The sequence below is a fragment of the Ureibacillus chungkukjangi genome (assembly GCF_044795995.1).
Classification (GTDB): Bacteria; Bacillota; Bacilli; order Bacillales_A; family Planococcaceae; genus Ureibacillus; species Ureibacillus chungkukjangi.
In genome coordinates this window covers 2471013-2494483 of record NZ_CP085009.1, presented here as the reverse complement: position 1 = coordinate 2494483, position 23471 = coordinate 2471013, and the positions used below count along the sequence as shown (strand labels likewise).

The window sequence follows — 23471 nt, the reverse complement described above, 5'->3', positions numbered from 1 at the left end:
AAATCTGCCATAGCACAATTAAGATAGGATATATTATATAAAGCAATGAATGCCATTGACCAAGAAAGTAGAAATTACCTCTGTAGACAAGAGAGGGAAAGACTTAGGCTGAAATCTTTCCTACTACAAGTAGTAACGAACAACACTTGAGAGGCTCTTTTTCGAAAAACAATACTGTTTAGTAGGGAAAGACGGAAAACGGCCGTTATCCGTTTACGAGAGGATGTACTTTTTGTACATCAACTAGGGTGGAACCGCGGAAGTAACTACAAGCTTTCGTCCCTTGCTATATGCAAGGGGCGAAGGCTTTTTTATTTTCCCTAAAAAAATACCACGAAGTAATAGATGAAAGAGAGGAGTTTTTTTTATGTCTTTTAAAGTACCAAGAGGAACACAAGATATACTGCCTGAACAAACACCTAAATGGCAAAAAGTTGAGTCAATCCTAAGAGAACTAACTCATGTTTATCGTTATAAAGAAATCCGTACACCAATTTTTGAACAAACAGAACTTTTCCAACGCGGTGTTGGCGATACAACTGATATCGTTCAAAAAGAAATGTATACGTTTGAGGATCGTGGAGGACGTTCGTTAACGCTTCGTCCTGAGGGAACTGCATCAAGTGTTCGCGCCTATGTAGAACATAAAATGTTCGGATATCCAGATCAACCTGTAAAGCTTTCATATATGGGGCCGATGTTCCGTTATGAGCGTCAGCAAGCAGGGCGTTATCGCCAATTTGTACAATTCGGTGTAGAAGCCATTGGTAGTAGCGACCCAGCAATCGATGCTGAAGTAATCTCACTTGCAATGGACATTTACCAAACAGTTGGTTTAAAAGATTTAAAATTGGTCATAAATTCTCTTGGAGACAAAGAAACGAGAGAGGCACACAGAACAGCCTTAATTCAACATTTTGAACCGAGTATTGGGGAATTCTGTATGGATTGCCAAAATCGTTTAGCAAAAAACCCTTTACGGATTTTAGATTGTAAAAAGGATCATGATCACCCACTAATGCAGTCAGCTCCAGCCCTAACTGACTACCTAACAGAAGCATCGGCAAAATATTTTGACCAAGTGAAGCAATATCTAGATGTATTAGGGATTACGTATGTAGTGGATCCAAACTTAGTTCGTGGTCTTGACTACTATAATCATACTGCATTTGAAATTATGAGTACTTCTGATGGTTTTGGTGCTATTACAACTCTTTGCGGTGGTGGTCGTTACAATGGATTAGTAGAAGATATTGGTGGACCAGATATGCCGGGTATCGGATTTGCAATGTCGATTGAACGTCTACTTTTAGCACTTGAAGCTGAAGGCGTAGAGCTAGATGTGGAAGATAGCCTAGATATCTATCTAGTAGCAATGGGCGACGAAGCAAAATTGAAGTCTGCTGAACTAATGAGCTCTTTCCGTGCAAAAGGAATTTCTGCTGATATGGACTATATCGATCGGAAAATGAAAGCACAAATGAAGTCAGCGGACAGACTGAGTGCCAAATTTGTCCTTGTAATGGGTGAATCAGAGCTTGAAGAAATGGCTGTTAACGTAAAAGAGATGGCTACAGGAAATCAAGAGAAGGTTCCATTCGCTGAACTTGTTACTTACTTATTAGAACATAAATAATGATTTGTTAAAAAATGGAGGAAAGAAAATGGCTCATAGAACACATGCATGTGCACAAATTACCGAACAACAGCAAGGTGAGAAAGTAGTATTAAAAGGATGGGTACAAAAACGTCGTGACTTAGGTGGGTTAATCTTTGTAGATGTCCGTGACCGTAGTGGAGTCGTACAGGTAGTATTTGGCGACGAAGCAAAGGACGCACTAGCTGTTGCTGAAAAAATTCGTAACGAATATGTCGTTGAAATTGAGGGGACAGTTGTACTTCGCGACGAAAGTCAAATCAACCCGAACATTAAATCAGGTAAAATTGAAGTAATTGCTTCTTCTATTATCATTATAAACGAAGCAAAAACTCCTCCATTTGCAATTGATGATAAAGTAGAAGTTTCTGAAGACTTACGTTTAAAATATCGCTATTTAGATCTAAGACGTCCAGCAATGTTTAACACATTTAAATTACGTTCAGATATTACACGCTCGATTCGTAATTTCTTACAAAATGAAGGCTTCCTAGAAGTAGAAACACCAATTTTAACAAAATCAACTCCAGAGGGTGCGCGAGACTATTTAGTGCCATCCCGTGTACATGAAGGTGAATTCTATGCATTACCACAATCACCACAGTTATTTAAACAATTATTGATGGTGTCAGGCTTTGAGAAGTACTTCCAAATCGCACGCTGCTTCCGTGACGAGGATTTGCGCGCAGACCGTCAGCCAGAATTTACACAAGTAGATATTGAAACTTCATTCATGTCAATGGATGAGATTATCGGCATGAACGAGCGTTTAATCCAAACGGTTATGAAAGAAGCAAAAGGTGTGGACGTACAACTGCCATTCCAACGTATGTCATATAAAGAAGCGATGGAACGCTATGGCTCAGATAAACCAGACGTTCGCTTTGGCTTAGAGCTAGTTCAGCTTTCAGAAATCGTTCGTGATTCTTCGTTTAAAGTATTTGCTCAAGCTGTAGAATCGGGTGGCGAAGTAAAAGCGATCAATGTAAAAGGCAATGCAGACAAATATTCTCGTAAGGATATCGATGCTTTAACAGAGTTTGTTAAAATCTACGGTGCAAAAGGCTTAGCTTGGTTAAAAGTCACGGACGAAGGATTAAACGGACCTATCGCAAAATTCTTTGAAGGTGAAGTTGCAGAGAGCCTGATGTCAGCAACAAATGCAGAAAGCGGGGACCTTTTATTATTCGTAGCTGACGCATCACCTATTGTAGCAGCGAGCTTAGGAGCTTTACGTAACAAATTAGGTAAAGAGCTAGGCTTAATCGATGAGTCTGTTTATGCGTTCTTATGGGTTACAGACTGGCCATTACTTGAGTATGATGAAGAAGCAGGGCGTTACTCAGCTGCTCACCATCCATTTACTCGTCCGTTCGAGGAAGATATCGAAAAAATGGAAACAAATCCTGCTGATGTACGGGCACAAGCGTACGATATCGTATTAAATGGTTATGAACTAGGTGGAGGTTCATTACGTATTTACGAACGTGACCTTCAAGAAAAAATGTTTAAATTGCTAGGCTTTACACAAGAGGAAGCTCAGGAACAATTTGGTTTCCTATTAGAAGCATTTGAATATGGTGTTCCACCGCACGGAGGACTTGCATTCGGTTTAGATCGCTTAGTAATGCTATTAGCTGGTAGATCGAACTTGCGTGATACAATCGCATTCCCGAAAACTGCTACAGCAAGCTGTCTATTAACTTCTGCTCCAAGTGAAGTTTCAGATGCACAATTGCAAGAGCTTAGCTTAGCTGTAACTAAGAAAAAAGAAGACTAATTACATTAGAATAAAGTTAACGCAAATGGCTATGGAATATTCAGCTGTTTGCGTTATTTTTTGGTCAGATTGATTACCTATTAAAATTTACAATCTATACTCACGTGTAAATAATACATTGCTTGAAAAAACTTTTCTAATATATAAAAAATCCCTACTATGGATTTAGTATTCTGCCAATCAATATGATGATAAATAAGACAAATCTACTAATCGCGAATAAAATATAGTAATAAAGAAAGAAAATTAATATTTTCACTTTTTATTATTGAAAATTCAGATAATGAGTGTTATTATATTTTTAATACGAATCCTAAAGTGTTTGATAAGCTTTTTATACTGTTTTGACCGAACAACAAATCGTCGGGAATTCATATTTTGCTTTGACGAACAAGCCCTGCAAATGGACGAGGGAAGTTTAAAGAAGTGAAGAGAGTACCCACCTGTGAATAATGCGGGTTCAAAACGATGCTTTCCATGCTTGCGGCATATTTGGGATTCGTCATGCCAAAACTCTCCTACTAGTTAGGGGAGTTTTTATTTTCTTTAGAGATTCAGTTTTGGTTTAGGATTCAAATTTACAGTAAGGACTTTAGTATGTTATAATTCCGAGTAGTAAAATACAGATTGAGAGGCATACAATTATGTTACATCAGTTTTCAAGAAACGAACTAGCTATCGGAAAAGAAGGCCTTGAGAAGTTAAAAAATACGACTGTAGCCATTTTAGGAATTGGTGGAGTAGGATCTTTTGCTGCAGAAGCTTGCGCACGCAGTGGTGTTGGTCGAATTATTTTAGTAGACAAGGACAATGTTGATATTACAAATGTGAATCGTCAATTAGTTGCGTATCTTTCAACAGTTGGAAAGTCGAAATCAGCTGTTATGAAAGAACGAATTGCAGATATAAATCCTGAGTGTGAAGTCATTGATATGCATATGTTCTATACAGAAGAAACTTATGAAAATTTCTTTGCACAGAATATCGATTTTGTTATTGATGCATCTGATACCGTGATGTACAAAATCCATCTGATGAAGGAATGCTTAAAAAGAGGGATTCCGATCATTTCAAGTATGGGTGCCGCGAACAAAATGGATCCAACGAAGTTCCAAATTGCTGATATTTCAAAAACACATACAGATCCACTAGCAAAAGTAATTCGTACAAAGCTTCGTAAAGAGGGGATTACAAAAGGAGTTACTGTAGTATTTTCAGATGAATCACCAATTGTTGTTCGTCCAGATGTAGTGGAAGAGGTAGGGAATCCGAATGCTCAAATTCGAAAGGCCAAAATGCCTCCTTCGTCAAATGCATTTGTCCCTTCTGTTGCAGGTTTAATAGCAGCAAGCTGGGTAATCAATCAAATTTTAAAAGATGTGCAAATTACAAGAGTAAATCACTAATACAAAAGGAGGTGTCCAGTGAAATGGGGCACCTCCTTTTTGTTATTGACGGATATTTAATGTTTCTTGATACGTTTCTTCAACATGCTTTGAAACCTGCTGCTGTTCTTGATTCACACTAGTCAGGATAGAGCTTAATTGGTCAACAGCTGCAGTGGATTCTTCAATGATTGCAGCGAAATCTGTTGTACTTTCTTGAATCGCTTTACTATTCATTTCAATCATCTCAACGGCTTTAACAAAATGATTAAGATCAGTTTTTAGTGAGTTCATCGACTCGAATAATTCAGTAAAGGTTTGATTTGATCGTTCTGCAGTCTCGATTTGGTTTGTCATATGCTTTAAACCGTTTTCTAGCTTTGATAAAGCATCCTGATTATAAGCATTTACTTCAGAAAGATTCTGATCAATTTTGATGAGGGTTTCATCGGTAGTACCAGCTAATTTACGAATCTCTTCTGCTACTACTGCAAACCCTTTTCCATGCTCACCAGCTCGTGCAGCCTCTATAGAAGCATTAAGAGCAAGTAAATTTGTTTGGTTTGTAATACCTTGAATTGCTAACGCAAATTGATTTGTTTCATTAATCTTTTTCGAAAGAATATGGAATGTGTCATTTAATTGAGTAAAGAAGGTTTTGAATGAATCTATTTCTGATGAAAGTTCATTCATTGCGTCCGCACCCGAAAAGGCACTTTTACTCGCCACTTCTGCATTATTTACAATGGTATTCAATTGCTCTTGAATTCGTGAAATTTCAGCTGTAGTAGCCTCGGTACTATGTACAATTTCAAAAACATGATCAGCTTGGCGTTGTGAGCCAGCACTTACTTCCTGGATAGATGTAATCATGTCATTTTGAGCAAGAGAAGCGTTCATCATACTGTTTGTAATCGTTTCTAATTTAGAAGTAATATTTTGCACAGCTAAGTCTAAGTGACCATTTAAGTTTTGCTCGTGTATGGCTTTTTCATTTGCTACGCTTATTAAGCCTTCAATGTTATGAACCATTTTTTTGTTTTGACGAACTTGAAGAAACACGCCTAAAGCCATTAATGTATGAACAACGAACACGTTCGCTGGATCAATTGCAAACCCTTGCGTATCTAAAACAAAATTTAAAATTAGGCAAATCAAAGAACCGATATAGCCAAGAATAAAGACTTTATAATGGTTGTGTATACTACCAATTATTAAAGTAAAGAAGCTTAATACAATTGTTGCTAAAGTTACTTTGTTAGATATGATCGTTCCATAAACAGTAAATACAACCGCAATAATTGTTAGATATGGAAATGCAGAGCGAAGTATTTCTATTTTTCTTTGGATTAGAAAATAGAAAAATACAATGATTACTGGAAGTAGGACAGATAAAGCAATGCCGATTGGTCGTCCAATTATAAATTGAGCAATTCCTCCAAGTAATCCGGCAATACCGTAAACTAACATTAAAATTGTATTTTTTTCAAATAGGTCTTCCTTTTTTAATTGTTCCAAATTCATGATGTAACCCCCTTTAGTACTATCTATTAACGATGAAAAATTAAGTATATTTGATTAATTTATACATTAATTTCTTTCTTTTGTCACTATATTAATAGAAAAAAAGGTAAACTTGTTTAAATATATAAGAGAATATAATTAGACAGGAAATGAGGGGATAATTTTGAGTGGAATTTTCGAGCTAGAATATAGAGGTTTAAATCTATTAGATGAAATTAGTTCTGTAGAAATAGCTATTGATAGTCTTCAAAAAGTGATTCATATTTATGATATCAACCAAGTTGTAGAGCCTGAATTTAACTTTTCTACAAAACAATATCAAATGTGTGAGGGCTTTTATAAAATGGCGAAAGTATTAGCCGATAAGAATTTTTTTCAGTCAGAAAATCATAAACAGGCTCATTGGATAGACGAAGTAACATGGATATTCTACGGTTCTAGAAATTCTATTTTGAAAATTGTAAAGGACACAATAATTGAGATTCCCAAAGAAGGGCTTTCAAGTGAAAAATATAATTTAGTTCATGGGCTATATCCCAAATATGTATTAAGGGTATTATAGAAAATATTATTTTACTTATATAATGATTTTCGACATATTTTGCAGTGGAAAAATCGAAGGATAACAGTGGAAAGAAAGCTAAAAAAAGAAACTTTTTTACATTTATATCACATTTTTTGCGTGAATTTTTAACTTCCTTAAAATTATGCTAGTAATATTGTTATAGTATTCTTACCTTTATAAAGGGGAGTAACGGGGAGGGGGATATAAGTGTCAACAAAAGTACCTTTGAAGAATGCTGTGTATTTACTTCAAATTAAAGAGCAATTGGATGAGATTGTGTTTAATTATATAGATACATCTCAAAAATGGGAAGTAGCCTACGATAAGTTAGACGAACTACTTGAAAAGGCTACAATCTATTACAATGGCTTTATGGAGGCTAATGGGGATAAGCCTAAGGAGAATACGTCTGCCATTTTATTTTTAAACATTTCATTCAGATTAATCTATTTCCATACGATTTCTTATTATCATTTAAAAGTAACAAATAAAGAAGCGGTAAAAAATCAAGTTTTAGAGTTGATTACGCTAGCTGCTAACTGTATTCCGGATGTACAAAAGGAAGGACATGCGGAATACTTAAACGAGATTGCTAAAAGCTATGAGGAAATTTCACAAGTTAAGGGAAAACAAGTGGAATTTGAACAATCCATTATAGAGCAAGATAATAGAATAGTTGATTGCTTTAATTATTATTCAAAAGCATCGAGTTTATTCTTAAAATAACTGTTTAAAAGGTAGAGTCGCATTATTGCAACTTTACCTTTTTTTACATGAAAACATAATTCCTTTTCCTCATTTTACTGTTTAAAGTTATAAAAGGTTGTTATTTTAGGGAAAGATTGTCCTTTATAAGATACATAAATGCTAACTTGATTATTTCAACATACCACAATTCTATTTAAAAAAATCCTAAGTTCTCCAGTCTAAAACGAATAACTATCGTTTCAAAATTAGTCGAAATTATAGGCTATTTTATTAAAAAATACTTCAATAATTTGGTATATGTACTCTTTTAAGTATTTTTAGGTTTAACTATAATGAAACAAATGTTCTTTTAAGGGGGTATGAGGATGGAGGAAACTCAATTTAAGAACCCATTATTAAAAGCGTTTTTAAGAGAACTGGAGCATTGGGAGCTTTATAAGCAATACTGTGAGTCGCCTAGTGAATGGTTGAAGAAATTACTTGATGAACGATTTGTACAATTTTATATTCGTATTCGTGCTATTGCTTATTTTTCTAAAATAATCTATTTTACTGCTCGCCACTTTGATATGGAAAGAAGAAAATACGAAAAACGTTATGTATTAACGCTAGATAGCTCTAGTAACGATGGTAACGGGAGTAAAAATGAAGGCTACAACTCTTTCAAGGAAATGATTGTGGATGAATCGGCTACTACACGTTTTCAAGAAAAGCTGAGTCATGAGTTAAATCAGTATATTCAGCATCCGAGGTTGTTCAAAGCTATACAGTCGTTAAATGAGCGGCAACAGCAAATTTTATATCTGGCCTATGTTATTAATATTTCAGACACAGAAATAAGTAAAAAGTTAAATGTGACGCAACAAGCTATATCAAAATCCAAAAATAACGCTTTAGCGAAGGTGAGGCGATTGATAAATGCTTGAAGATCAATTAGTTAACTTAATTAGTAACAATGGTTTTCCTATTGTCATCTCGATGTACCTATTATTCAGGTTCGAAAAGAAAATTGAATGTCTTGAACAATCGATTCAGGCACTAAGAATTGAAATGGATTATAGAAGAGACAAGGAGTGATTCCTATAAAAGAGCATATCTCGCCCTTAGAGCTGATTGAGCTGCTTAAGCCGAAAATTAAGAAAGAGTTAACACAAACAGATCCAAAAAATCGTGACGATTTAGAACATGAGATAATTCTAAAGATTTTGGAAGGGTTAAAGACAAGGACATTCCAAAGAATCCCAACATTTTTTGAATTACTCGAAAAAGAACAACAGAAAGAATAGGTTAAATAATCGAACTGATTTAATACACATTTATTAAAAGGGGGTTGGAAAGTTCAAATAACAACCTTTTTATTAAAATTTTAAATATGTTTAATTATTAGATGAAAAAGAGGTTATCCGATGACCGTGGATAACTTCTTTTACTTTGTTATTTTTTATTTTTGAACGTTTTTAATTTTTCATAAATGGCAGCAGTACGCTTTTCTTCCCCTGCTAAAACTGGTTTGTAAAATTCTATATTTGTTAGGCTTTCAGGCAGGTATTCTTGATTTACCCAGCCTCCAAATGTACCTATTGGATAGTCATGGGGATATTGATATCCAACATGTCCTAGAACCTTGGCCCCTGCATAATGGCTATCTCGAAGATGGGATGGAATATCTCCGGTTTTACCTTCGTGGATAGCTGCTGTAGCTGCATCTAATGCAGAGTATGCAGAATTTGATTTAGGAGATAAGCACATTTCAATGACTGCGTTTGCTAATGGAATTCGTGCTTCGGGTAGCCCCAAGGTTTTAGCTGCTTCCGTTGCTGCATAGACGTGTGCACCCACAGCGGGATTCGCAAGACCAATATCCTCGTATGCCATCACTAGTAGTCTTCTACATACAGCGATTAAATCTCCATTTTCAAGAAGATGGGCTAAATAATATACCGCTGCATTTGTATCACTGCCTCGCACTGATTTTTGTAGCGCCGAGAGTAAGTTGTAATAATGTGAGCCGCCTTTATCTCCATAGACACCAATTCTTTGCGATAGGTGCTCAATGATATGATCCTCAACAATAGCCTTGCCATCTACTTCATCAGAAGCATAGAAAATCGATTCTAAAAGTGTTAAAGCTTTTCTGGCATCCCCATTTGAAGCTAAGGCAATTCTGTCTATTTGCTCTTCAGTAATTTCGATAACCTCTTTACCAAGCCCTCTGTCCGCGTCAGATAGAGCAGCTGAAACTAACTGTGCAATATCCTCCTGGCTATGTCGTTTAAGCTGAAGAATTTCACCACATCTTGAACGGATAGCTGGATTCACATCATGAAAGGGGTTTTCAGTTGTAGCTCCGATTAAAACAATTGACCCGTTTTCTACATGTGGTAAAAGTGTATCTTGCTGTAATTTATTGAAACGATGGATTTCATCTAGAAATAATATGACCTTCCCCGCAATTCTTGCTTCTGAAACGATTTGTTCCACATCTTTTTTTCCTGCATTTGTTGCATTTAGAGCGAAAAAGGGAAGCTTTGAGCTGCCGGCAATAGCGTAGGCAATTGAAGTCTTGCCGATTCCTGGCTCACCATATAAAAGCATTGAAGGGACATGACCGTTATAGATCATTTTGTACAGTGCTGTATCTTTTCCAACTATATGCTGCTGCCCGATAACCTCGTTTAGATTTCGTGGGCGCATTCGATATGCTAAAGGTTCGTTGTGCATGTCTTCCTCCTCCATATGACTTTACTACTTCTATATTAGTGCTTTTCCAAGTGGAATTAAAGGATTTATGATATACTTGAGCTAAAGAATGGACAAGAAAAATAGAGGTGTTATAATGAAAATTTCTACAAAGGGTAGATACGGATTAACAATTATGATTGAATTAGCAAAACATTATGGAGATGGACCCATTCCATTGCGACAAATTGCAGCAGAAAAAGGATTATCAGAAGCCTATTTAGAGCAGCTTGTTTCACCATTGCGTATTGCTGGTTTAGTTAAAAGTGTCCGTGGAGCATATGGTGGTTATTTATTGGCATTACCTCCAAATCAAATCTCAGCAGCTGATGTGATTAAAGTGTTAGAGGGACCAATTCAACCAGTCGAAGGAATTGAAAACGAGGAGGTACCACAGCAGCAGCTATGGATGAGAATTCGTGACGCTGTGAAAAACGTACTCGATACAACTTCGATTGAAGACCTTGCAAATTACAATGATGAAACCGATGTAGATGGTTACATGTTCTATATTTAATAGAGGCTAACCCGTAACTAATAATTACTTTTATATACTAATAACTGTTTATACAGTTCTTAAAGGAGCTTTTGATTTACGATGGAAACAATATATCTAGACCATGCCGCGACATCACCAATGCATCCTGAGGTAATTGAAGTGATGAGCCAAGCTTTTAGAGAAACTTTCGGCAATCCTTCTAGCATTCATACAGCAGGTAGAAAAGCGCGAAAGGTTTTAGATGATGCTCGTACTAGTTTAGCCCGTGCAATTGGTGCAAAGGATACGGAAATTATCATGACAAGCGGTGGAACTGAAGCAGATAATACGGCGATTTTTGGTGTAGTCAATGCTCTTCAATCTAAAGGAAACCATATTATCACAACTCAAATCGAGCATCACGCAGTACTAAATGCATGTGAAAAGCTTGAAAAAGAAGGATATGCGGTTACTTATTTACCGGTAGACAAGAGCGGTCGAATCTTGATTGAAGACTTTAAAAAGGCACTACGTGAGGATACTATTCTTGTAACAATTATGTACGGTAATAATGAAGTAGGGACAGTTCAGCCAATTGCAGAGATTGGTGAGGTTTTGAAGGCGCATCAAGCTATTTTTCATACAGATGCAGTTCAGGCATTTGGAATTGAAAAGTTAAATGTGGATGAGCTTCAGGTTGATTTACTAAGTGTCTCTAGTCATAAGTTAAATGGACCAAAGGGAATTGGTTTTTTATATCAACGTTCAGGTACTCCATTAAGTGCAACGTTTTTTGGTGGCTCGCAAGAAAAGAAAAGAAGAGCAGGTACAGAAAATGTACCAGCAGCAGTTGGTTTTGCAAAGGCTGTAGAGATCGCTCAAAACGAGATGAAAGTAAAACAAGCACAATATAAACATTTTAGAGATATTTTCCTAAATGTATTAGATAGTGAAAAGATTGATTACAAGGTTAATGGAAATGCTGAGCATGCATTGCCACATGTATTAAATATTAGCTTTAAAGGGATGGAAGTAGAATCCTTCTTAGTTAATTTGGATATGTCAGGTGTTTATGCTTCGAGTGGCTCTGCGTGTACTGCTGGTTCAATTGATCCGTCTCACGTACTAGTAGCAATGTTTGGCAATGATACAGAAGAACTCCGTAACTCAATTCGGTTTAGTTTTGGACTCGAAATAACAGAAGAAATGATTAAGCAAGCAGCCGAACGTACAGCGAAGATTGTAAAAAGGCTAGCGAATTAATATAGAAAAGGTGAAACGACAATGGTAGAAACAAGAGACCCATCACAAATCCGTGTTGTTGTTGGAATGTCTGGTGGGGTCGATTCGTCAGTTGCAGCCTACTTATTAAAAAAACAAGGCTATGATGTAATCGGAATATTTATGAAAAACTGGGATGATACAGACGAATTTGGAGTATGTACAGCAACAGAGGATTATGATGATGTTATTAAAGTGTGTAACCAAATTGGTATCCCATATTATGCAGTAAACTTTGAAAAACAATATTGGGACAAAGTATTTTCTTATTTCCTTGAAGAATATAAAGCAGGTCGTACACCAAATCCGGATGTTATGTGTAATAAAGAAATCAAGTTTAAAGCGTTTCTTGACCACGCTATGAAGCTGGGTGCAGATTATTTAGCAACAGGTCACTATGCTCGTGTAGAAGAACGTGATGGTGAGGTAGCTATGCTGCGCGGTGTGGATAATAATAAGGACCAAACCTACTTCCTAAATCAATTATCTCAGGACCAATTAAAGCATGTTATGTTCCCGATTGGGGATATCGCAAAGCCAGAGGTTCGTAAAATTGCTGAAGAAGCAGGCCTTGCAACAGCAAAGAAAAAAGACTCTACAGGTATTTGCTTTATCGGTGAGCGTAATTTCAAAGAATTTTTAAGTCAATACCTACCTGCACAGCCTGGTAAAATGGAAACGTTTGATGGACGTGTTATGGGTACCCATGATGGTTTAATGTACTATACAATTGGTCAACGTCACGGCTTAGGAATTGGTGGAGACGGTGATCCTTGGTTTGTTATTGGGAAGGATTTAGAACGCAATGTACTATATGTTGAACAAGGCTTCCACCATGATGCGCTTTACTCGACTTCTTTAAAAGCTGTAAAAATGAGCTTTACATCGAATAAGGACAAATCTTCTAAATTTAGCTGTACAGCAAAATTCCGTTACCGCCAAGAGGATACTCCTGTTGAAGTAGAGCTTTTAGAGGACGGGACAGCACTGATTACTTTCCAAGAGCCTGTACGTGCTATTACACCTGGTCAAGCGGTCGTATTATACGATGGCGATGAATGTCTAGGTGGCGGGACTATTGATGAAGTATTCAAAAATAGTGAAAAATTAACGTATGTAGGATAAGGACACTCAACTTTGTCCTTTACTTAAAAAGTTCTACATAATTCAAACGAAGGCTTAGTGTTATAAAAATGGCAGTATGCCCTTAGTTTAGAGGTGAAGATAATGGATTATAACGAAATAGGAATTATTGCATTCCAGGAAAAACGATATGAAGATGCAGCAAAAGCATTTACTGAAGCAATTGAAAATAATCCCGATGAAGCTATAGGTTATGTTAATTTTGGTAATTTATTAGCAGCGATGAATGATAGTGAACGAGCGGAGCGTTTTTTCCAAAAAGCAATAACGGTTGATGAAAAAACTGCTACTGCATACTATGGCTTAGCTAACTTATACTACGATGCAGAACGTTACATTGAAGCAGCAAAGCTGTATCAAAAAGCGATCGAGCATGGGATTCAAGGTGCAGATGCTTACTATATGCTTGCCAAATCCTTCGAAAGAGATGAAAAAGTAAAGCTTGCACTTCCATATATGCAAAGAGCTGCAGAGCTTGCCCCGAACGATTTGCAAATTCGATTATCATATGGGATTTTACTCTGTACATTAGAAATGTTTGATGTAGCAAAGGATGAGCTTGAATTTGTGTTAGTCAAGAATCCGAAAAGTGCAGATGCTCATTATAATTTAGGCGTTCTTTACGCAGTATCTACTGAAGATACAGCATTAGCTATGGAGCATTTGAAGGAAGCCTATACAATCGATTCAAATTTTGACCAAGCAAAATATATTTACGATATGATTAGTCAAAGACATAACTAATTCATAAAAGGATATAAGGAGTTGTTCTCGAGTGATTGAGACACAACTCCTTTTTTGCTTTGCAAATTTAATTAGAATGATTTTGCCAAGAAGCAGGATACTAAGAAAAGAAATTTAGTTTCTTTCAATGGACTTAGGGAATGAAATGAGTAGTAAAATGCGCTTCTTATTTGTCCCTTGTTTTAGTGAATTCAAGTTTTTTAAATTTGTAAAGCAGGTGTTTATATGAATATTTTATGGGGTATTTTAGGGATTTTCGTTGTGTTATTAATTGCATATGTCTTTTCTAGTAATAGGAAAGACATTAATTGGCGTACAATCGGCGGAGGTTTAGCAATTCAGTTGATCTTCGCATTTATCGTTTTGAAGTGGGAATTTGGCAGAAATATTTTAGTTGAAATATCAAATGCTGTACAAAAACTAATAAGCTATGCCAATGAAGGGATTTCATTTTTATTTGGTCCTTTAGCTGATCCCGAATTTACTGGTGGGATGGTTTTTGCATTAAGTGTTTTAACCATCATTATTTTCTTTTCAGCATTAATCTCTGTTTTGTACTACCTGCAAATTATGCAACTAATCATCAAGTTTTTAGGTGGAGGATTGTCCAAATTACTTGGAACGAGTAAAGCAGAATCTGTGAATGCAGCGGCCAATATCTTTGTTGGTCAAACTGAAGCACCACTAGTTATTAGACCGTTTCTAGGGAAGATGACAAAGTCAGAGCTCTTTGCTGTTATGACAGGTGGGTTGGCATCTGTATCGGGTTCAGTGCTTGTGGGCTATTCATTACTAGGTGTTCCATTAGAATATCTAATAGCTGCAAGCTTTATGGCTGCTCCGGCAGGGTTGGTGATGGCAAAGCTAATGTTGCCAGAAACGGAAGAAGTCAATGAATCGAACTTTAAGCTAGATAAAGACACTGAATCGGCAAATGTCATAGATGCTGCTGCGCGTGGAGCAGGAGACGGATTAAAGCTTGCGGTGAATGTAGGAGCGATGCTGCTCGCTTTCATTGCCTTAATAGCATTAATCAATGGGATATTAGGTGGCATTGGTGGGCTATTTGGTTTTGGAGGCTTAACACTTGAAGGAATTTTAGGTTATGTGTTTTCTCCATTGGCATTTGCAATCGGAGTACCATGGAGTGAGGCAATAGAAGCCGGTTCATTTATAGGGCAGAAGCTTGTTTTAAATGAGTTTGTTGCTTACTCAAACTTTGGACCAGTTATACCGGAGCTTACCGAAAAAACTGTCATGATTATTAGCTTTGCGTTATGTGGATTTGCAAATCTTAGCTCAATGGCAATATTGATAGGTGGTTTAGGTTCAATGGCACCAAGCAGAAGGCCAATTATTGCAAAGCTAGCCGTAAGAGCTGTAATCGCTGGTACCTTAGCATCGCTAGTCAATGCTGCTATAGCGGGTATGTTTTTATAAAAATAAGCGTACAAATCGAAAAGTGATTTGTACGCTTTTAATTGTTGGATATTAAAAGGAGATGTCTACTATTATTCCATTTTACAAAAAGAAACAACATCGTGATAACTCAAATCTCCTCCGAAAATATCTAGTGCACTTCCGATTGTTACATGTAATTTTCCGTTAGAAAGGTCTTTAAATTTTTGCAGGTCTTCTAGTGAGCGTACACCACCTGCATATGTAGTAGGGATGGATGTCCAAAGGGCTAAGTCTTTTACCAATTCTTCTTGCATCCCACTTCTTTTTCCTTCCACATCCACCGCATGGATTAACAGCTCGTCACAAAACTGTTCGATATAGCTGATGGATGCTTCATTTACCTCAAAATCACTAAATTTTGTCCATTTATCAGTTACAACAAACCATTTGCCATCGCGTTTTCTACAGCTTAAATCAATTACTATATGTTCTTTGCCAACAGCTTCTACGAGCTTTTCTAATCGAGCTAAGTCTAATTTCCCGTCGTGAAAAATATAGGAGGTTACAATAATATGAGATGCACCGGCTTCGATATATTTTTTTGCATTCTCGGAGGTAATGCCCCCCCCGATTTGTAAACCGCTTGAATAGCTTTGCAGTGCAAGCAGTGCTGCTTCCTCGTTACCGGAACCGAGCATAATGACATGCCCTCCAGTTAAGCCATCTTCTTTAAACATTGTCGCAAAATAAGCTGAATCATTTTCTGATATAAAGTTTTCAACTACACTTTTGTCTTGATGGCCTAACGTGCTTCCGACGATTTGTTTAACTTTTCCATCATGCAAATCAATACAAGGTCTAAATTCCACTTCTTTCACAAATCCCTTCTCAATTAAAAAGTTGCTGTATTTAAATACGAATAGTTACATAATTATCATAGCATTCAAAATCAAAAAATTCGAGGTAGCCAATCTTTTTCATTATAAGACAGTTATCCTTTCATATGGTAAAATTATAAGTATTATGGCAAGAGAAGAGGTAGTAAGGATGGCAGAAAATCTTAATTTATTTGAAGTGAATAAATTGTTTATTCTTGGCCGTCCAATTGTGTCCATTTTTCATAATGCGACGAATATGTATTCAATTGTTCGAGTAAAAATACAAGAAACAAATTTACAATATGACGACAAGGAAATTATCGTAGTAGGCTATTTTCCAAAGCTAAACGAAGAAGAGTTATATCGATTTACGGGCGTTTTAAAAACTCATCCGAAATATGGGCAACAATTTCAAGTGGAAACCTTCGTCAAAGAGGTGCCAGCTACGGAACAGGGGATTATCCATTATTTATCGAGTGACTTATTTTCAGGTATAGGACGAAAAACTGCTGAAATAATTGTGGAAAAATTAGGTGTTGATGCAATCCGTATTATTATGGAGGATCCCTATGCGCTAGATAGCGTCCCACGTTTAAATGACGAGAAAAAGTCCAAAATTCGTGAGACCTTAGAACAAAATCTCGGTCTAGAGAAGGTAATGATTAAGCTCAACGAATGGGGTTTTGGTCCGCAACTTGGGATGAAAATCTATCAAACGTACCGTGAAGAAACCATAACACTTCTTACCGAAAATCCGTTTCGACTTATAGAGGATGTTGAGGGTGTCGGATTTGGGCGGGCAGATGAGCTGGGAAGTAAGCTAGGAATCACTGGAGCACATCCAGATCGCATAAAAGCGGCGGTATTACATGTGTTAACCAACGCATCGCTTTCGGATGGACATGTGTATTTAGACGCAGAGCATGTTTTACCAGAAGTAAAATCGATGCTTGAACAACGCCAACCCCAACAAATTCCTTACGAGACAATCTCGAAAGCCATTATTGAAATGAGAGAGGAAAGTAAAATTTGCGGTGAAGAAACGCGACTTTATTTACCTTCTCTATTCTATAGTGAGGTTGGGATCGCCTCTAAAATTTTGGAGCTGTTAAATCAAAACGGAAAACCACGATTTTCAAAGGATGAAATTCGGAAAGCTATTGGGGAAGTTGAAGAACGGTTAGAGGTTTCTTATGCTGAAACACAAGCGAAGGCCATCGAGTGTGCACTTAATTCCTCTCTTATGATTTTAACTGGTGGACCTGGGACAGGGAAAACAACTGTAATTCGAGGGTTTGTAGAGGTATATGCAGAGCTTCATGGCCTGTCATTAAATCCAAAGGAATATGCACAAAAAGAAGAGCCGTTTCCAATTGTATTAGCTGCACCTACAGGAAGAGCTGCGAAAAGATTAGCAGAGTCGACGGATCTTCCTGCAATGACGATTCATCGTTTGCTCGGATTTAACGGGCAAGAAAAAGAAGAAGAAACAGAACGTGAAATCGAGGGACGTCTTATCATTATTGATGAGATGTCGATGGTCGATACTTGGCTAGCACATCAACTTCTAAAAAGTATAAGTGAGGATGTACAGGTTGTTTTTGTAGGAGACCAAGACCAATTGCCGCCAGTTGGACCTGGACAAGTATTAAAGGATTTGTTGGCATCTAAAAAAGTGCCCACAGTAGAATTAATCGATGTTTACCGTCAAGCTGAGGGCTCTACGATTATTGAATTAGCCCATCAGATTAAAAAAGGAAATATCCCAAGCTCTGTAGAAAATAAAACAAGTGATCGTTCTTTCATTAAAGCATCAGCAGATCAAGTTGCAAGTGTAGTTACACAGGTAGTTAAAAGTGCTGTTGCAAAAGGTCAATCGATTCGTGATATTCAAGTATTAGCTCCAATGTACAAGGGACCAGCTGGAATCGATATGTTAAACAAAAAAATTCAGGAATTAGTTAATCCTAATAATGATGGGAAACGAAAAGAGCTTGTCTTTGGAGATGTAACCTATCGAATTGGTGATAAAGTATTACAGCTTGTCAATCAACCAGAAAGTAATATCTTTAATGGTGACATGGGGGAAGTTATTGCAATCCTTCGAGCAAAGGAGAACATCGAAAAGCAGGATTTACTTGTTGTTTCCTATGATGGTAATGAAGTTACATACCAACGGGGAGATTTGAATCAAATTACCCTTGCCTATTGTTGTTCCATTCATAAGTCACAGGGGAGCGAATTCCCAACGGTCATTATGCCGATTGTGCGAGGCTATTCAAAAATGCTTCGGCGTAATCTCCTCTATACAGGAATTACGAGAGCTAAAAACTTTTTAATTTTATGTGGAGAACCAGATGTCTTTACTGCCGGTCTGTCCAAAACAGATGATTTGTTGCGTTTAACAAGCTTAAAGGCAAGATTGAATCCAATGGAAATCGATGAAATTGAAAAGGTTGAGCAAGGTGTTACGAAGGAAGCTTCAAAGGCCTTGAATCAATCGACAGAAGTAAACGAGCAACAAGAAGCGGTGCAAGTTAATGGAGAGGTAATCGCGCCAGTCTTAAATGTGGAAACCGCTCCTTATATTCATCCTTTAATAGGGATGAAAGGTTTATCGCCGTATGATTTTTTAGAGGATGAAAAGGAGAGTGTAAAATGACAAAGTTAACCCCGTTTTTAATGTTTCAAGGTCAAGCTGAAGAAGCTATCCAGTTCTACGCTTCTGTTTTTAAAGATTTAGAAATCGTTTCGATGGTGAAGTATGGACCAGAAGCTCCTGAGATTGAGGGAAAAATAGCAAATGCAGTAGTTAAGCTACATGGCCAAGAATTCTACTTTAATGATAGTAATATCAAGCATGAATTTACCTTTACCCCGTCAATTTCGATGTTTTTAGATTTCGATACAGAACAAGAGCTAGATGAGGCTTTTACGAGGTTTGCTGAAAATGGGCTGGTTTTAATGCCTCTTGCTAGCTATGGGTTTAGCAAAAAGTTTGGCTGGGTTCAAGATACCTTTGGTGTATCATGGCAGTTAAATCTTCACTAACTAACTGAAAAACGTGGCAAATTTCTACTTTTCAAGCATATAGTAGTTCTATGAAAAGGAAAGGGGATATTGATGGATTATCAAAATTTAATTCAACATCCTTCTCACAAGCCTCGTATAATTTCAGTAGTAGGGAATAGTAAAATTGAAGTGAAGCCTGATTATGCAGAATTGCAAATTGAGGTCGTAACCCAATCAAGTGACTTATCTACAGCTCAAAGAGAAAATGCTCAAAGAATGAATCAGGTCATACAAGCTTTATTGGCATTGAATATTAATCGGAATGATATTCAAACTGCTTTTTTTAATGTTTTTCCACGCTATGATTTTGTAGAAGGAAAGCAAGTATTTCGAGAATACGAGGTTTCAAACGGACTAACAGTAAATGTGCATGATGTAAATAGTGTAGGCATAGTTATTGATACAGCTATAAAAAATGGTGCCAACCGCATTTCTCAGTTAGAGTTTAAGTTAGCAAACGATTCTCTCCACTATCAGAAAGCGTTACAATTGGCACTTCAGAATGCGCATGAAAAAGCGGATGCTATTGCATCATCCCTTAGACTTACTTACAAGCCGCTACCAGTTGAGATTATAGAAGAAACTTCCGGTGGTCCGATTCTTTTAAGAACGGTTGCTGTAACGCAAAGCTCCTTTGAAACCCCAATTGAACAGGGCATGATTACTGTAGAAGCAACTTTAAATGTAAAATATCAATTTTAAATGCTGGAGAACTTATATTTTGTAGGTTCTCTTTTTTTATGAAGAGGAAAAGTAACAGTAAATGAAGAAGTTAGAGTGGATAAAATATATTTACCTTGCAGCAATACTGACAAGAAGGAGAGGGTGCATTATGGCGGAATATGAACAAAAAACAAAAGAAACAGATCAAAGCGTAATTGAATTTATAGAATCTGTTGATAGCGCCAAAAAAAGAGAAGATGCATATAAGCTTTTAAAAATATTTGAAGAGACTTCGGGTTTCGAAGCTAAAATGTGGGGGCCGAGTATTATTGGCTTCGGTTCTTACCATTATAAGTATGAATCTGGGCATGAAGGGGATGCACCACTTGTTGGGTATTCTCCTAGAAAAGCAAAAATCAGTTTATATTTTGCAACAGGTGATAGCGCTAGGGAAAAACTATTAGAGCGTTTCGGAAAGCACACATCTGGTAAAGCCTGTGTCTATATAAATAAGTTAGCTGATGTAAATGAAGACGTGTTAAAGGAATTAATAACAGACTCGATATTTTTTTTACAAAAAATGTATCCATAAGTTGAAACCTTCAGTACCTTATATCCGTATTAAAAAACATTATAACTTTGATGGGAGTTTTTGAAATGGCATTTTTTAAAAAATTTGGTGCAAGTATCGGCATTGGATCGGCAAAGGTCGATACAAAATTAGAGAAATCTGCTTATGAAGCAGGGGAGGAAATCAAAGGTGAAGTTGAAATCTATGGTGGTAATGTAGAACAACAAATTAATACGATTTATTTAACTTTATATACGACATATATTAAAGAAGCGGATGATAAGAAGTATACTGCTAATGCAGCAATCCAAAAGTTTAAAGTAAGTGATCCGTTTATTATTAATGCGAACGAAACGAAAATCATTCCTATTTCATTTAATATCCCTCTTGATGTTCCGATTACAGTTGGTAAAACAAAGGTATGGGTTGCTACCGAGTTAGATATTAAAAATGGATTGGATTCAGGGGATCGAGATTATATAGATATCCGTCCATCAAAAATTGCTTCAAGAATATTAGATGAAGTACAGCAATTAGGTTTTAGACTGCGAGAGGTAGAATGTAAACAAGCCTCTCATAAACTAAGAGGGAACTATCCATTTAGTCAGGAATTTGAATTTGTTCCGACAAGTGGTGCTTTTCGAGGGAAACTAGACGAGTTAGAAATTGTTTTTCTTTCTCAATCTGATAACCAAGTTGAAATACTTATGCAGGTAGATCGAAAAGCAAGAGGGCTAGGTGGGTTCTTTGCTGAAGCACTTGATACCGATGAAACTCATGTCAGAATGACAATCACTCAACAGGACTTACATTTATTAGGTCGACAATTAGGACAAATTATTTCAAAATACTCATAAGAAAAAAAGAAGTCGCTAAAAGTAAAATTGCTTTTAGTGACTTTTTACATTTTTTATCAATTTCTCATTTTAAATATGCTATTATTCAACTATATGGGAGGTTGAATGACGATTATGAACGATCAGCGATGGTTGTCCCAAAATTTCTTTATTTTTTTCTTTACTTGGGGCGTATATTTACAGTATTGGGCAGGTTGGTTGAGTGAGGCAAAAGGATTATCTGTCTCTGAGGTTAGTCTTATTATGGGATTTGGTTTAGTAGCGCGTGCTATATCAACAATGTTTATTTTCCCGTTTGCATCAAAATATTTAAGTGATAAAAAGTTAACACAATTTTTAGTGATAAGTGCATTGATTGCTGCAATTTTATATATTCCTTTTAATCATTTCATTACTTTGTTTATTGTAACGATGATTTTTAGTTTGTTTTATCCTTCGTTATTACCGGCAATCGAAAGTAGTGCATCAACCCTTGTTCAGCAAGGGAAAGTACATTATGGAAAAAGTCGTTCCTATGGCTCAATAAGTTTTGTGATTTCTGTTTTCATTCTTAGTATTATTATTGGCTACCTAGGTGAGGATGCAATTTTATGGAGTATGATCGCTTATTTAATCATTATGCTGGGCTTACAAGCTATGCCTGCACCAGAAGTATTATATGTGAAGCCAACAGTAGAAGACCGTTCTCAAAAATTTTCTATGAGAAGCTTGTGGAAAATAAAAGGGTTCCCAATTATCATGATACTAGCAATTTTACTACAGGGCTCACTAGCGTCCTATTATAACTATAGTTATATCTATTTACAGCAATATTTACAGGTCAATACCTTTTATATTGGGTTAATCTTAAATGTAGCTGTGATTTTTGAGATTTTATTCTTTTTAAAGGTGGATCACCTTTTTGTTAAGTGGAAAACATCATCCTTATTCCTTCTAGCAGCAGCAGGTTCAACCTTAAGATGGATTATGATTTTCCTATTCCCGAATGTATGGGTGTTTGTCTTATCACAGTCCTTACATGCCCTAGCATTTGCAATGGCTCATTATGCATTTGTTCAATACATAACGCGCAATTTACCTAAACAACAATTATCTAATGCACAGGGTCTATATTCTGCGTTAGCTATGAGCTTAAGTGCAGCAGTATTAACCTTATTTGGAGGGTTTTTATATGAGATTACTCCCGGCCTAGCCTTTTTAGGTATGATTGTTTTTACAGTGCCGGCTATCTTCATCATTCTATTCACAAAAAAAGTCTATCAATATTAAAAGAAAAAGTCGTCCCTAGCTAGGGACGACTTCTCTACGTCTAAACAGATATTTTACAGATAATCCAATGATCAGTACCACGCCTACAACGATAATTTCAAATGTATAAATATCCTTTTGCGTTGTGAAAAAAGGTGAAATATAGCTGTCCTTTACAATCATTTTCGCAGCTGTCCATGTTAAAAGTGCTGACCCTAGCACAATGATAAGTGGGAATTTCTCCATCAGTTTGGTAACAAAGGCACTACCCCAAACTACGATAGGGATTGAAACGATTAGACCAATAATCACCAGTAAGGTACTGCCATGAGCTGCCCCAGCAACTGCAATAATATTGTCTACCCCCATTAAAACATCTGCAAGCAGAATTGTGCCGATTGCTCCCCAAAAATTCTTTTTACTTGGCTTCACATGCATATCTTCTTCTGTCAATAGAAGCTTATAGGATATGTACAGAAGTAATACGCCACCAACTAATAGGAGACCGTCAAATTGAAGTAGTTTGACTGCGACCAATGTCAGAAGGATACGAACAAAAATGGCACAGAAGGTTCCCCAAAAAATGACTCGCTTTTGCTGATTCTTAGGTAAATTTTTAGCAACCAGTCCAATCAGTAAAGCATTATCCCCTGCAAGTACTAAATCAATCATGATAATAGTAACTAAAGCAGTTAAAAATTCACCGGATAATATTTCCATTACATACTCTCTCCCGTCTTTTCTAAGCAATGTTCGTCCACTTTACCATCAATATAT

General features: G+C 36.6%; 23 protein-coding genes, 1 other RNA gene and 1 other annotated feature. Of the genes, 20 read left to right on the top strand and 4 right to left on the bottom strand.

Annotated features, from left to right (window positions below; all coding sequences use genetic code 11):
- Positions 1 to 46 precede the first annotated feature (46 nt).
- Positions 47 to 287: a binding site (T-box leader), on the top strand.
- Positions 288 to 367: 80 nt separating this feature from the next.
- From hisS to LG296_RS12390, 4 genes are all read left to right on the top strand, one after another.
- Entirely contained in the window at positions 368 to 1636 is a 1269-nt protein-coding gene (hisS, locus tag LG296_RS12405; protein ID WP_107934585.1) for a histidine--tRNA ligase, read from the top strand.
- 28 nt (positions 1637 to 1664) lie between these two features.
- Positions 1665 to 3437 (top strand): aspartate--tRNA ligase, encoded by a 1773-nt coding sequence (gene aspS, locus LG296_RS12400; RefSeq protein ID WP_107934584.1) that lies wholly within the window; start codon positions 1665 to 1667, stop codon positions 3435 to 3437.
- Between the two features lie 307 nt (positions 3438 to 3744).
- Positions 3745 to 3940: non-coding RNA, 6S RNA (ssrS, locus tag LG296_RS12395), on the top strand.
- 141 nt (positions 3941 to 4081) lie between these two features.
- Positions 4082 to 4843, top strand: coding sequence for a ThiF family adenylyltransferase (locus LG296_RS12390; protein WP_107934583.1), 762 nt, complete (start codon positions 4082 to 4084; stop codon positions 4841 to 4843).
- Between the two features lie 42 nt (positions 4844 to 4885).
- Here the strand turns inward: LG296_RS12390 and LG296_RS12385 are convergent, their stop codons facing one another.
- The gene (locus LG296_RS12385) at positions 4886 to 6346 is read right to left on the bottom strand and encodes a methyl-accepting chemotaxis protein (protein WP_107934582.1); all 1461 of its coding nucleotides are present in this window, start codon (positions 6344 to 6346) and stop codon (positions 4886 to 4888) included.
- A gap of 163 nt (positions 6347 to 6509) precedes the next feature.
- On the opposite strand from LG296_RS12385, the gene LG296_RS12380 reads away from it, so the two are divergent.
- The 5 genes from LG296_RS12380 to LG296_RS12360 all read left to right on the top strand — a co-directional run bounded on the left by LG296_RS12380 (position 6510) and on the right by LG296_RS12360 (position 8905).
- The gene (locus LG296_RS12380; RefSeq protein WP_107934581.1) at positions 6510 to 6908 is read left to right on the top strand and encodes a hypothetical protein; all 399 of its coding nucleotides are present in this window, start codon (positions 6510 to 6512) and stop codon (positions 6906 to 6908) included.
- Between the two features lie 210 nt (positions 6909 to 7118).
- Positions 7119 to 7637: a hypothetical protein gene (locus LG296_RS12375; protein WP_107934580.1), complete on the top strand. Its 519-nt coding sequence runs from the start codon at positions 7119 to 7121 to the stop codon at positions 7635 to 7637.
- Positions 7638 to 7984: 347 nt separating this feature from the next.
- Entirely contained in the window at positions 7985 to 8545 is a 561-nt protein-coding gene (locus tag LG296_RS12370) for a sigma factor-like helix-turn-helix DNA-binding protein (protein WP_181417915.1), read from the top strand.
- A complete protein-coding gene (locus tag LG296_RS12365; protein WP_107934578.1) occupies positions 8538 to 8696 on the top strand; it encodes a YvrJ family protein in 159 nt (52 codons plus the stop codon). Before LG296_RS12370 ends, LG296_RS12365 begins: the two co-directional genes overlap by 8 nt.
- Positions 8693 to 8905, top strand: a complete 213-nt coding sequence (locus LG296_RS12360) for a hypothetical protein (RefSeq protein WP_107934577.1) — start codon at positions 8693 to 8695, stop codon at positions 8903 to 8905. Before LG296_RS12365 ends, LG296_RS12360 begins: the two co-directional genes overlap by 4 nt.
- A 148-nt stretch (positions 8906 to 9053) precedes the next feature.
- Here LG296_RS12360 and LG296_RS12355 read toward each other — a convergent pair whose 3' ends face one another.
- Positions 9054 to 10340 carry a replication-associated recombination protein A gene (locus tag LG296_RS12355; protein WP_107934576.1) on the bottom strand — a complete coding sequence of 429 codons (1287 nt, stop codon included), beginning with the start codon at positions 10338 to 10340 and terminating at the stop codon, positions 9054 to 9056.
- 115 nt (positions 10341 to 10455) lie between these two features.
- Between LG296_RS12355 and cymR the strand changes: the two genes are divergently transcribed.
- The 5 genes from cymR (at position 10456) to LG296_RS12330 (ending at position 15444) form a co-directional block, all read left to right on the top strand.
- A complete protein-coding gene (gene cymR, locus LG296_RS12350; RefSeq protein WP_107934575.1) occupies positions 10456 to 10875 on the top strand; it encodes a cysteine metabolism transcriptional regulator CymR in 420 nt (139 codons plus the stop codon).
- A gap of 81 nt (positions 10876 to 10956) precedes the next feature.
- Positions 10957 to 12099, top strand: coding sequence for a cysteine desulfurase family protein (locus LG296_RS12345; RefSeq protein ID WP_107934574.1), 1143 nt, complete (start codon positions 10957 to 10959; stop codon positions 12097 to 12099).
- A 21-nt stretch (positions 12100 to 12120) separates the two neighbouring features.
- A complete protein-coding gene (gene mnmA, locus LG296_RS12340; RefSeq protein WP_107934573.1) occupies positions 12121 to 13242 on the top strand; it encodes a tRNA 2-thiouridine(34) synthase MnmA in 1122 nt (373 codons plus the stop codon).
- 102 nt (positions 13243 to 13344) lie between these two features.
- A complete protein-coding gene (locus tag LG296_RS12335; RefSeq protein ID WP_107934572.1) occupies positions 13345 to 14004 on the top strand; it encodes a lipopolysaccharide assembly protein LapB in 660 nt (219 codons plus the stop codon).
- 225 nt (positions 14005 to 14229) lie between these two features.
- Entirely contained in the window at positions 14230 to 15444 is a 1215-nt protein-coding gene (locus tag LG296_RS12330) for a NupC/NupG family nucleoside CNT transporter (RefSeq protein WP_107934571.1), read from the top strand.
- Between the two features lie 71 nt (positions 15445 to 15515).
- Here LG296_RS12330 and hisA read toward each other — a convergent pair whose 3' ends face one another.
- On the bottom strand, positions 15516 to 16274 hold the full coding sequence (gene hisA / locus LG296_RS12325; RefSeq protein ID WP_107934663.1) for a phosphoribosylformimino-5-aminoimidazole carboxamide ribotide isomerase: 759 nt from the start codon (positions 16272 to 16274) through the stop codon (positions 15516 to 15518).
- Between the two features lie 178 nt (positions 16275 to 16452).
- Between hisA and LG296_RS12320 the strand changes: the two genes are divergently transcribed.
- The 6 genes from LG296_RS12320 (at position 16453) to LG296_RS12295 (ending at position 22715) form a co-directional block, all read left to right on the top strand.
- Positions 16453 to 18945 carry an ATP-dependent RecD-like DNA helicase gene (locus LG296_RS12320; RefSeq protein WP_107934570.1) on the top strand — a complete coding sequence of 831 codons (2493 nt, stop codon included), beginning with the start codon at positions 16453 to 16455 and terminating at the stop codon, positions 18943 to 18945.
- The gene (locus LG296_RS12315; RefSeq protein WP_107934569.1) at positions 18942 to 19334 is read left to right on the top strand and encodes a VOC family protein; all 393 of its coding nucleotides are present in this window, start codon (positions 18942 to 18944) and stop codon (positions 19332 to 19334) included. The genes LG296_RS12320 and LG296_RS12315 overlap by 4 nt, the downstream gene beginning before the upstream one ends.
- A 72-nt stretch (positions 19335 to 19406) precedes the next feature.
- A complete protein-coding gene (locus LG296_RS12310; RefSeq protein WP_107934568.1) occupies positions 19407 to 20057 on the top strand; it encodes an SIMPL domain-containing protein in 651 nt (216 codons plus the stop codon).
- A gap of 130 nt (positions 20058 to 20187) precedes the next feature.
- Entirely contained in the window at positions 20188 to 20610 is a 423-nt protein-coding gene (locus LG296_RS12305) for a DUF1801 domain-containing protein (RefSeq protein ID WP_107934567.1), read from the top strand.
- A 65-nt stretch (positions 20611 to 20675) separates the two neighbouring features.
- On the top strand, positions 20676 to 21446 hold the full coding sequence (locus LG296_RS12300; protein WP_107934566.1) for a sporulation protein: 771 nt from the start codon (positions 20676 to 20678) through the stop codon (positions 21444 to 21446).
- Positions 21447 to 21560: 114 nt separating this feature from the next.
- Positions 21561 to 22715, top strand: coding sequence for an MFS transporter (locus LG296_RS12295; protein ID WP_107934662.1), 1155 nt, complete (start codon positions 21561 to 21563; stop codon positions 22713 to 22715).
- A 15-nt stretch (positions 22716 to 22730) separates the two neighbouring features.
- Here LG296_RS12295 and LG296_RS12290 read toward each other — a convergent pair whose 3' ends face one another.
- Positions 22731 to 23414, bottom strand: coding sequence for a TerC family protein (locus tag LG296_RS12290; RefSeq protein ID WP_107934565.1), 684 nt, complete (start codon positions 23412 to 23414; stop codon positions 22731 to 22733).
- Between the last annotated feature and the right edge of the window lie 57 nt (positions 23415 to 23471).